The organism is Aquiflexum sp. (assembly GCF_041749095.1).
In the GTDB taxonomy this organism is placed as follows: Bacteria; Bacteroidota; Bacteroidia; order Cytophagales; family Cyclobacteriaceae; genus Aquiflexum.
Window position 1 is genome coordinate 1 of the sequence record NZ_JBGTCA010000234.1, and the last position, 10,593, is coordinate 10,593.

At 39.7% G+C, this 10,593-nt stretch carries 11 protein-coding genes; 8 read left to right on the forward strand and 3 right to left on the reverse strand.

Annotation, left to right across the window (positions count from 1 at the left end; genetic code table 11):
* The 8 genes from ACEW8O_RS11220 to ACEW8O_RS11255 all read left to right on the forward strand — a co-directional run.
* Nucleotides 1-343: C40 family peptidase (locus ACEW8O_RS11220; RefSeq protein ID WP_373494721.1), on the forward strand; the 343-nt coding region annotated here is incomplete at its 5' end.
* A gap of 779 nt (nucleotides 344-1,122) precedes the next feature.
* Complete coding sequence (atpD, locus tag ACEW8O_RS11225) at nucleotides 1,123-2,625, forward strand: F0F1 ATP synthase subunit beta (protein WP_373494722.1); 1,503 nt, start codon at nucleotides 1,123-1,125, stop codon at nucleotides 2,623-2,625.
* Nucleotides 2,626-2,665: 40 nt separating this feature from the next.
* The gene (atpC, locus tag ACEW8O_RS11230) at nucleotides 2,666-2,914 is read left to right on the forward strand and encodes an ATP synthase F1 subunit epsilon (protein ID WP_373494723.1); all 249 of its coding nucleotides are present in this window, start codon (nucleotides 2,666-2,668) and stop codon (nucleotides 2,912-2,914) included.
* A 232-nt stretch (nucleotides 2,915-3,146) separates the two neighbouring features.
* Nucleotides 3,147-3,341, forward strand: coding sequence for a 30S ribosomal protein S21 (gene rpsU, locus ACEW8O_RS11235; RefSeq protein ID WP_373494724.1), 195 nt, complete (start codon nucleotides 3,147-3,149; stop codon nucleotides 3,339-3,341).
* A 296-nt stretch (nucleotides 3,342-3,637) separates the two neighbouring features.
* Entirely contained in the window at nucleotides 3,638-4,522 is an 885-nt protein-coding gene (locus tag ACEW8O_RS11240) for a tyrosine-type recombinase/integrase (protein WP_373494725.1), read from the forward strand.
* 29 nt (nucleotides 4,523-4,551) lie between these two features.
* Nucleotides 4,552-4,857 (forward strand): HPF/RaiA family ribosome-associated protein, encoded by a 306-nt coding sequence (locus ACEW8O_RS11245; protein WP_373494726.1) that lies wholly within the window; start codon nucleotides 4,552-4,554, stop codon nucleotides 4,855-4,857.
* Between the two features lie 116 nt (nucleotides 4,858-4,973).
* Nucleotides 4,974-5,918: a glycosyltransferase family 2 protein gene (locus ACEW8O_RS11250; RefSeq protein WP_373494727.1), complete on the forward strand. Its 945-nt coding sequence runs from the start codon at nucleotides 4,974-4,976 to the stop codon at nucleotides 5,916-5,918.
* Nucleotides 5,908-6,780, forward strand: coding sequence for a lysylphosphatidylglycerol synthase transmembrane domain-containing protein (locus ACEW8O_RS11255; RefSeq protein WP_373494728.1), 873 nt, complete (start codon nucleotides 5,908-5,910; stop codon nucleotides 6,778-6,780). Before ACEW8O_RS11250 ends, ACEW8O_RS11255 begins: the two co-directional genes overlap by 11 nt.
* Nucleotides 6,781-6,831: 51 nt before the next feature.
* Here ACEW8O_RS11255 and ACEW8O_RS11260 read toward each other — a convergent pair whose 3' ends face one another.
* The 3 genes from ACEW8O_RS11260 to ACEW8O_RS11270 all read right to left on the reverse strand — a co-directional run.
* Complete coding sequence (locus ACEW8O_RS11260; protein ID WP_373494729.1) at nucleotides 6,832-8,523, reverse strand: ArnT family glycosyltransferase; 1,692 nt, start codon at nucleotides 8,521-8,523, stop codon at nucleotides 6,832-6,834.
* Between the two features lie 69 nt (nucleotides 8,524-8,592).
* Complete coding sequence (gene chrA / locus ACEW8O_RS11265; RefSeq protein WP_373494730.1) at nucleotides 8,593-9,789, reverse strand: chromate efflux transporter; 1,197 nt, start codon at nucleotides 9,787-9,789, stop codon at nucleotides 8,593-8,595.
* A 3-nt stretch (nucleotides 9,790-9,792) separates the two neighbouring features.
* A partial coding sequence (locus ACEW8O_RS11270; protein WP_373494731.1) for an isopenicillin N synthase family dioxygenase occupies nucleotides 9,793-10,593 on the reverse strand: 801 nt, incomplete at its 5' end.

Genomic DNA, 10,593 nt, shown 5'->3' on the forward strand with positions numbered 1-10,593 from the left:
GGGCACTCCTTACAGATTTGGAGGGACAACACGGTCAGGAATTGATTGCTCTGCATTGATTTACCATTCTTTCCAACCTGTCGGTATCAACATGCCCAGGACCTCTGAAGCACAAAGTAAAATGGGAAAAAAAGTCAATGGAAAAAGCCTTTCAAAAGGTGACCTGGTGTTTTTCTCTACCGGCAAAAGCCGCCGAAAAGTATCCCATGCAGGGATAGTAACCGATACCTCAAGAGGGAGGATTATTTTTATCCACTCTTCGACATCACTTGGTGTCACTGAGGACAATCTTGACAATTCCTATTGGAGTAAGGCGTTTCGGTTTGGGAGGAGGGTATTATAGTTCAATTGATTCAAACCATTCCTGTTTTTGGCGGAAGGCTTAATCCACTTTTCACATTGTTACGGCCAAAAACAGGTGACGCTTTGTTCTCTTATTCCCTGGATTTCGTTCCTCATCCAGGGTTATTGAAAAGTTTGACCCTTTCAGGGTCATTTCTTAACACAAATCTTCCCTGGATGACCCTGAAATGCCTGTCCCGAAATCGGGAGGCCTAACCTTGAATAGCCCTGGGTGAAACCCAGGGAAAAAAAAGCCCATCAAAATCTCCCAACCCCGAAAGGGCCTGACGGAAGGCAGGGTTGATTTATGTTCCATAGGAATTCTTTTATTTGGCTAAAGCCCTGAAAATAGGATCTTCTATAATCGTCCAGCTAAAGCAGGACGCAATTGATAGAAGTCAAATAGCTAGGGTGATTTTCCAAAACTGGAATTTTTATCAATAGGATTGGGCTTTAGCCCATTCACAAATAAATACCAAAAAAAAAGGCTTTAGCCAAAATTGAAAAGTATAGATTTAAGGAGGATTTATTTTAGTTAAAGCCGGTGGAGATCAGGATTCTTTTTCTCTCCAGCTAACAGGAGGGAATTAATAACAAACTATTAATTTTTCGGCCATTGAGAATAGGGAGACAGCTGTCCGATTATGTCATTAGAGAAACAATTCAAAAAAGATCCGGCAATAGGGATTAATTTTCCAAACATCCTTTGGTATTAAGCATTTATAATTAATTTTGTGCTCAAATTCAAAAAGCATCAAATCTTTTTACAAAAAAATACAAATGGCAAATATTGGTAAGATAACACAGATAATCGGTCCGATTGTGGATATTTCCTTCGAAGACGGTACTTTACCCAACATTTTGGATGCACTCACTGTCACCAGGGAAGATGGTCTGAAAATCATCTTGGAAGTTCAGCAGCACCTTGGAGAGGATAGGGTAAGAACCATCGCAATGGATGCTACCGAAGGATTGGTAAGAGGACAAGAAGTTGTGGACAACGGAGCTCCGATATCTGTCCCTACCGGTGATGCCATCAAAGGTCGTTTGTTCAATGTTATCGGTCAGGCCATTGACGGCTTACCAGAAGTCCATTCTGAAAAAAGATTGCCTATACACAGATCTGCACCAAAATTCGAGGATCTTACCACCGCGACTGAAATCCTTTATACAGGGATCAAGGTACTTGACCTGATCGCACCCTATGCTAAAGGAGGTAAAATCGGTCTTTTCGGAGGTGCCGGTGTTGGGAAAACCGTATTGATCCAGGAACTTATCAACAATATTGCAAAAGCATATTCAGGAATTTCCGTGTTTGCGGGTGTGGGTGAAAGAACCCGGGAAGGAAATGACCTTTTGAGAGAAATGATCGAATCGGGAATCGTAAACTATGGTGATGATTTCCTACATTCTTTGGAAACAGAGGGAGGTTGGGATCTTTCTAAAGTTGATCTCAAAAAACTGGAAGAATCAAAAGCTACCTTTGTGTTCGGTCAGATGAACGAGCCTCCGGGAGCCCGTGCAAGAGTTGCCCTGACAGGTCTTACACTTGCAGAATACTATAGAGATGGTGAAGGTGAAGGTAGCGGAAGAGATATACTTTTCTTTATTGACAACATTTTCCGATTTACACAGGCAGGATCCGAAGTTTCGGCACTTTTGGGAAGGATGCCATCTGCGGTAGGTTACCAACCAACTTTGGCTACAGAAATGGGTGCCATGCAGGAAAGAATTACTTCCACCAAAAACGGTTCAATTACTTCCGTTCAGGCAGTTTACGTTCCTGCGGATGATTTGACTGACCCGGCTCCTGCTACTACATTTGCCCACTTGGATGCCACCACTGTACTTTCCCGTAAAATTGCCGAATTGGGTATTTATCCTGCTGTGGATCCTTTGGATTCCACTTCCAGGATACTTGATCCTCTAACCTTAGGTGAAGAACATTATGGCTGTGCACAAAAAGTAAAAGAAATACTTCAGCGATACAAAGAATTACAGGACATCATTGCGATCCTTGGCATGGAAGAATTATCTGACGAAGATAAAATGGTCGTTCACAGAGCAAGAAGGGTGCAAAGATTCCTTTCCCAGCCCTTTTTCGTTGCGGAAGCATTTACAGGTCTCAAAGGTGTTTTGGTGGATATCAAAGACACCATTAGAGGTTTCAATATGATCATGGACGGAGAATTGGATCACCTTCCTGAATCCGCTTTCAACTTGGTAGGTTCTATCGAAGACGCCATTGCGAAAGGTGAAAAAATGCTTGCTGAGGTAAAATAATCTAAAGCTCGGAATAATCTCCGTGCAAAAATACATTCCAATGATGAACTTAACCATAGTAACTCCTGAACAGCAGGTTTTTCAGGGAGAAGTGACTGAAGCTTCCTTTCCCGGTGCAGATGGCTCTTTTCAGGTATTACCAAATCACGCCGCTATTGTGTCAGCTTTGGGGACAGGCACTGTTTCCTACACGACCAAAGAAGGATTGAAAAGCCATGTGATTGAAGGAGGCGTAGTGGAAGTCAATGACAATAAAATTGTATTGCTGGCCGAAAAAGTAATCGCATAAACTTGCTCACATAATTAAATATAAAACCCGGCTTTTCAGTCGGGTTTTGTTATTTTATACCTTTCCCTTTTCCCTGCATAAGTAAATTGAAAGATGGAAAAAAATCCCTTCCTTCATTGTCGCCTTCTTTATTCATCCAAGTCTGTAGTATTATTAGAATATATTTTCTAACAGAATTTCAAAATCTGGAATATTACCTTACCTTTGCAACCCTGAAAGGAGGTGTATACATATGATCATAGTCAACGTAAAAGAAAACGAATCAATTGAAAAAGCGCTTAAGCGTTTTAAAAAGAAGTTTGACAAAACCGGTGCTGTAAGGGAACTTAGGGCGCGTCAGCATTTTGTAAAACCTTCTGTCAAAAGAAGAGAACAAGTTATCAAAGCAGCATACAAGCAAAAAATGCAAACAGAAGAAATGAACTAATTGTTTGCTATCTTTTTGAGATACACACATCAATCAGCGCATCTACCGAAAGTGGATGCGCTTTTTTGTTGGCCAATAATTAAGCGGCCTTATATAGAACCGTTTTTTTTTAGCTATTCCAGCCAAATAATGGCCTACATTATCCCGAATCAGTATCGCTTTTGGAATGGTTTTCATTTCATTATCAATATCTTCGCCGCACATGGACTTCGCTACTATTTCAACCTTATTTCCATTTATATCTACCATATTTCCATTTATATCATTAACTTCCTTTCCAATCGTTTAACCCCCAAATGCTAGAATCCTTTATCAATTACTTGGAATTTGAAAAAAGAGCAAGTGCACATACTGTACTGGCCTACAAAAAGGATTTGGAGCAGTTTTCCGATTTTTATCTTTTATCATTTGAAAAAGAGGATATCAGTCATGCAGACCATTCCGAAATCAGGGCTTGGATCGTTGATTTGGTTGAACAGGATATGAGTGCCCTGACTGTGAACAGGAAAATGGCCACTTTACGCTCCTTTTATAAATTTCTGCTCCGATCAGGTGAAATCAGTAAAGACCCTACCTACAAACTGAAGGCTTTGAAATCCCCAAAGCGCCTGCCTGAATTTGTGCAGGAAGAGGCAATGGACAAGATTTTGGATGAAATGAAATATGAGGCCACTTTTGATGGTCAAAGAGACAAAATGGTCATGGAGTTTTTATACCTGACAGGGGTCAGACTTTCAGAATTATTGGAGTTGAAATGGAAGGATATTGACCTGTATTCCGATGGGGTAAAAGTATTTGGAAAAAGAAAAAAAGAGCGAATTATTCCACTTACCAACAGGCTAAAAAAGAATATAATTTCGTACAAAAAAGTATTTGAAGAAACATTTTCTTTTGTAGACCAGAGTGACTATTTTATCGTTATAAATTCCAAAGAGCAGGCATATCCTATGAAGATTTACCGCATTGTTAAACATTATTTAGACCTTTTTGCTCAGACTACCAAGAGAAGCCCACACTTGTTGAGACATACTTTTGCGACTCATTTATTGAACAAGGGTGCGGACCTCAATGCCGTCAAAGATCTACTCGGACATGCCAACCTTGCCGCAACGCAAGTTTACACCCACAATTCCATGGAAAAACTCAAGGCTGTGTTTGAACAGGCACATCCGAAAGCTTAATAAACGTTTTACTTTAAACCATTAATGTTATGAGACTTCAAATGCATTCCATCCATTTCGATGCCGATCGTAAGCTTATCGACTTCATCCAAAAGAAAGCCGATAAATTAGACACCTATTATGATCGTATTGTTGACGGTGAAGTTTTTATGAGAATAGATAATCATGAGAAGAAGGAGAATAAAATTATTGAAATTAAAATGAATGTGCCGGGCAAAACCCTTTTTGCCAAACACCAAAGTGAATCTTTTGAAGCATCAGCAGATGAAGCTGTAGAGGCACTGAGAAGACAAATCAAAAAGTTCAAAGAGAAGGTTGTTCTTGCCAAGCAATAAAAATAATCGGCCATATAATTTACATTGCCCCTGAAAAGTTCAGGGGCTTTTTTTTGTCCTTACTCAAAAATTAGACAAATTTAGGTTTAGATGTATTTTTAATAAAACTTAGCCTCATGACCCCCCCAAAGGTTTCCGTAATCATAACTGTCTTCAATGAAGAAAAAAATATATTACCACTTTTGAAGGCCATTTATGAAGAACTCAGCAGCATTCATTATGAAGTTATAATGGTGGAGGATGGTTCTACAGATCGGACAATTGAAGAGGTGAAGAAATATGCCAACGAATTTACCAAATTGATAATCTTAAATCGTAATTACGGGCAAACCTCCGCGCTATTGGCAGGTATTGACATGGCCCAAGGTGAATACATAGCCACCTTGGACGGAGATCTCCAAAATGATCCATCAGATATACCTATAATGCTCCATAAGGCCATAGAGGAAGATTGGGATGTGGTAGCCGGCAGGAGGATCAACAGAAAAGATGGATATTTTTTAAAGAAATTACCTAGTAAAATTGCAAATCAAATCATCAGAAACAGTACAAAGGTTTTTCTCAGTGATTATGGCTGTAGTTTAAGGGTGTTTAAAAAAGATATTGCCCAAAATCTGGGCTTGTATGGAGAGCTTCACCGGTTTATTCCGGTATTACTTCATCTCAAAGGCGCAAGGATGACGGAGGTGGATGTAAAACACCATGCACGAAAACATGGAGTATCCAAATATGGATTTGGAAGGACATTCAAAGTAATCTCTGACCTGATACTGATGCTGTTTTTTCAAAAGTATTTCACCAAGCCCATCCACTTATTTGGTACTTTGGGGCTGCTGTCATTTTTAATAGGTTTGGCCATCAATATTTATTTTTTGATTTTGAAAATAACCGGCGAGGATATTTGGGGAAGACCGTTATTGCTTTTGGGGTTTATATTGATTATAGGCGGTCTTCAATTGATCACTACCGGAATTATCGCCGAATTAATCATCAGAACTTATTTTGAATCCCAGAATAAAAGACCTTACCATATCAAAACCATCTTTCAGGGTGAGAAATAAAAAAACCAAATTTTTCGCTAAACTACTCCTCTCCGGATTTGCCATATATCTGGTTTATATCAAGTTGGACCATGAAAGGTTTTTATTGGTATTAAAATCATTGGATTTATGGTATTTAGTTCCTGCTGTGGTGTTTTTTGTGCTTAGTAAAATCTGTACAGCACTTCGCTTAAATGCAATTTTTAGAACAATTGAAGTTTTTATTTCTGAAAAAGAAAATTTCAGATTGTATGCCGTTGGAATGTTTTACAACCTTTTTTTGCCAGGAGGAGTGGGAGGAGACGGTTATAAAGTGGTGGTTATAAACAAATTCCTTAAAACCCCTGTCAAGAATCTTGTTCAGGCCGTCTTGTTGGACAGACTATTGGGATTGGCTGCCATTGTAGTATTTCTATTGATATTCTCTTGGTGGATAGAGTTGTCACTGCCAATAATCTTTGCTTTTCCCAAGGACCTCTACCTCATTTTTTCAATCATTGTAATCCCGGCCTTTTATTTATTTCAGTGGATTTTGTTCAGAGATTTTATTGCTTCATTTTTAATCGGCATGATATTATCGTTTTTGGGTCAGACAAGTCAGTTGATATGCACTTATATGATCCTGTTGGCTTTGGGCATCACAGAGGGCATTGCCAATTATCAATTTGTATTCTTGATTTCTTCAGTGGCGACAGTTATTCCTATTACGGTAGGTGGAATAGGAATACGGGAATTGGTGTTTATTTACAGTGAAAAATTCGTTGAAATTTCCGTTAATTCTGCAGTTGCTTTCAGCTTGGTTTTCTTTATGATCACTGCTTTGGTATCTCTTTCCGGTGCATTGGTCAAAACAAGTTTTACATCCTCATTCAAAAATAGTTGAATTACTTTTTTTCAGGTCCTTTGGTAGGATTCGACCAATTTGATGAAGTCCTTAACGTTTCTGCTTTTGGTTGCCTTGGCCCTTCAATGGAACAGCCCAATAAAATTTTTTCCCAAAACTCCATTTTGTTTCCTTTTGGTTGCCGTACCATAGAGATACAAACATTTCCTTAAAATATTTCGGATTCCAGTTCACGGCAGCCAATCGGATGCTGAAGTGTTTATTCTGGAATTTTTCAAGAAAATCATCTTCAAGAATCACATAATCAAAATTTGCCTGAATGTCCTGAGTGTTTACTTCTTGAAGGTCGGTCATAAAATAGTCAGCACCTATCCCGATCCTGATTTTACTGCCAATATGTAAGTTTCCCAAATAAGCAATGTCACTTTTCTTTGGCACTTTATTTTCCTTCAAAAAGGTCTTTATCGACTTTCCTGCATCAGGAAGGGATAAATGATAAGTAACTGTGCTCGTTAAGAAAACAGCGAGAAAAATGCTCAAAGAAAACAACAAGGGTAACTTTTCTGCAACTGATCGGGAAATAAGCCAAATCAACACCATGCCCCCAATTGCTGAAAATAATTGTACCCATATCCATGGGTTTGATGGAAGTTGAAAATTGAGATACATACCCACCAATAAAATCACGAAATTGACGACCAAAAGAATATCAATCCCTATCTGAAGCCTCCTGCTATTTGCCAAAAAATCCTGTTTGATTAGCCACCATGCCAATAAAATGGATGTGATGGGAATAACAGGGATGAAATACCTACTGTAGAATTTGACTACAAATGCTGACAAAATGATCAAACAGCATCCCCAAGCCACCACAAATCCAATAAAAGCTTTCTCGTGCACTTTTAACCCGAGAAGAAATTTTTTCCTTCCAAAGAATCCAAATAGTATCCATGGCACAAATATAAGAATGGCCGATATTATTCCTTTCAGTAGGTTTTTCAATATCAATGAGGGATTGTATGTTACCCTTGCCCCAACCTGATCTTCGAAAAAAGCATTTATAAATTCCGCACCATATGCGTTGTACATCACCAAATACCAATAACATGAGATTACGATTGAAAAAATTATAGAAGGAAAATGAATAAGTCTGCGAAAATCAATTCTCTGCCAAGGATTGGCCAAGAGGTACAATATCCCAATAAAACACAGTGCAACTGCGGGAAGGCCTTTTGCCGCAAAAGCCAAAGCCGATCCGGAATACAGCATCCAATGATATTTTGTGGGTGTTGAATTCCCGTATTTAAGAAATCCAATAAACCCCACAGAACTCAATGTCATGAAAAGACCAAGAACAATATCAGGTATTGATCTGGACGAACTGAGGATCCAGATAGGCAAAGAGGAAAGAATACATGCTGTTAAAATGGCAATATTCTTTTTTTTGAAAAAAAGCATGGCCGCCCAATAGGATAATGCAATTGATATGGCACCTGCCAATAAAAAAAATAATCTTGAAGTCAGGGGTGAAACTCCAAATAATTTAAAAGGTACCAAAACAAACCAGTAGGTCAATATTGGTTTTTTGAATCTCAGGTTGCCATCACCTAAAAAAGTTGTTTGGAAATCCCCGGTCTGTACCATTTTTACAGCAGCATTGGTATAGTACATTTCATCTGGATAGCGCAAATGAAAATTGAGTGCAAATGGCCCTATAAGGACAATAAATGCAACCAAAATTAAAACCAAAGAAAGATTGTTTTTTAGGTGGTGGAACCTCATTTACTTTTAAAGGTAATGATTTCTGCTTTTACTTGTTTGACATTTAATCGATTGGATTCATTCAAACGCTCAAAAAAACCAATTATACCCGATCCCTGCCAAAACCCCCAATGCGATGATCAAAGGAGAGGAAAGTTTGGTGAACTGAAGCAGAAGGAAGGTACCGATAATAGCCAATATGTTAAATGCATTAGGGTCCAAAGGCTCAAAAAGCAAATAGGCTGCTGCGATCAACATGCCACAACTGACTGCATTGATGCCTTCCAAGGCTGCCCTCACAGGTCTGTGTTTCTTTAGTTGGTCCCAAAAGCGGATGACAAAGAATATCAGAAAAGTGCCGGGAAGAAATATCCCTGCCGCAGCAATCAGACCACCTGTCAGCAATCCTGTCACACCATATTCTCTCATGGACAGCGCCCCAACGTAGGAACTGAAGCTGAATGTCGGACCCGGGATGCCTTGAGATATGGCATATCCTGTCAGGAACTCCTGAGAGGACAAAAACTTTTTGAATTCAACAAACTCTGTAAACAGATAAGGCACCAAGACCTGTCCCCCACCAAATATCAGACTACCGTTCCGATAAAAGTTTTCGAAAAGCAATACAGACTGGTTTTTGGTAATTGCTCCCAGAACTGCCGCAAATACCAGAATCCCTCCCCACAAATAGAAATTTGCCCAAGCAATTACCAAGCTTTTATCTCCTTCGTGCTTGGGCTGATTGCGGTATTTCAAAGAAGTAGTGACTCCTCCGACTACCAACAGCAAAGGGAAAATAAAGGGTGAATTATAAAAAAAGGAAATAAAGGTCGAGAACATCATCAGGATCGATGCTTCAGTAGTCTTCACAAGTTTGAAAATGGTAGTCCTGGCTGCATAGACAATAAATCCTATGGCCATAGGTTGGATAAACTTGGCGAAATTAAGTGCACCGGGCGTGTTTTCCTGCAGGTAATCGATCAAAAATGCCGCACTGATCATCAGCAGCGTGGCAGGAAGTATCCATACAAACAACGAAAGATAGGCCAGATTGGGACCGCCAATCCTGTACCCTATCGCTGAAATGGTCTGAGTAGAGGTCGGGCCCGGAAGTACAAGACAAAGGGCATGAAGCTCCCAAAGTTCCTGTTCACTGATATAGCCCCTTTTTCTCACCATGATATCTAGAGCCATGGCAAGAAAAACCTGAGGCCCTCCAAATGCAGTCAGGGAAAGCACCAATACATCTTTTAAATAGAAATAATATCGAACCCTTCTGACTGACACGGCTTATTTTTTTAAGCCCAATTCTCTCAGACGTTCATCCAAAAATTCTCCGGCCGTGGCATCTTCAAATTGCTTGGGATGCTGTTCATCCACGCAACTTTCGAGGCAGGTCAAATCCATATCTGACCGGGGATGCATGAAAAAGGGTATGGAATACCTACTGGTATGCATCATCTCTTTTGGAGGATTGACTACCCTGTGTATGGTGGATTTCAGTTTTTTATTGGTCAGCCTTTCCAACATATCCCCAACATTCACTACCAACTGATCCGGCAATGCGGTGATCGGGATCCATTTTCCATCTTTTCTCAACACCTGCAGTCCATCTGCACTTGCACCCATCAATAATGTAATCAGATTGATGTCTCCATGTTCTGCTGCTCTAACGGCATCAGCGGGGACTTCATCAGGGTTTTGAATAGGGAAATAGTGAATCTGTCTGAGAATGGAATTGCCATGTGCTACCTTGTCCTCAAAGTAATCTTCCTCCAACCCAAGGTACAGCGCGATGGCCTTAAGCATATTTTTGCCTGCCTGTTCCAATGTTCTGTAGGTTTTCAAAGCTATATCCTCAAATTCAGGAAGTTCTGTTGGCCAGATATTCTCGGGATATTCAGACTTGATGGGATCGTTGTCGGGAATGGAAGAAAGATCCTGACCCACATGATAAAACTCTTTTAAATCTCCTGTATTCCTTCCTTTAGCATGTTCCTTACCTTTGCCTGTATAGCCTCTTTGGTAACCTATCTCAGGCTTTTCATATTTGGATTTAATTTCATCAGGAAGGCTGAAAAATTTTTTGAT

What these genes read in the sequence shown, in the direction of transcription:
- atpD (WP_373494722.1), top strand. Translation starts at nt 1,123, where the DNA reads ATGGCAAATATTGGTAAGATAACACAGATAATCGGTCCGATTGTGGAT.
- atpC (WP_373494723.1), top strand. Translation starts at nt 2,666, where the DNA reads ATGATGAACTTAACCATAGTAACTCCTGAACAGCAGGTTTTTCAGGGA.
- rpsU (WP_373494724.1), top strand. Translation starts at nt 3,147, where the DNA reads ATGATCATAGTCAACGTAAAAGAAAACGAATCAATTGAAAAAGCGCTT.
- ACEW8O_RS11240 (WP_373494725.1), top strand. Translation starts at nt 3,638, where the DNA reads ATGCTAGAATCCTTTATCAATTACTTGGAATTTGAAAAAAGAGCAAGT.
- ACEW8O_RS11245 (WP_373494726.1), top strand. Translation starts at nt 4,552, where the DNA reads ATGAGACTTCAAATGCATTCCATCCATTTCGATGCCGATCGTAAGCTT.
- ACEW8O_RS11250 (WP_373494727.1), top strand. Translation starts at nt 4,974, where the DNA reads ATGACCCCCCCAAAGGTTTCCGTAATCATAACTGTCTTCAATGAAGAA.
- ACEW8O_RS11260 (WP_373494729.1), bottom strand. Translation starts at nt 8,523, where the DNA reads ATGAGGTTCCACCACCTAAAAAACAATCTTTCTTTGGTTTTAATTTTG.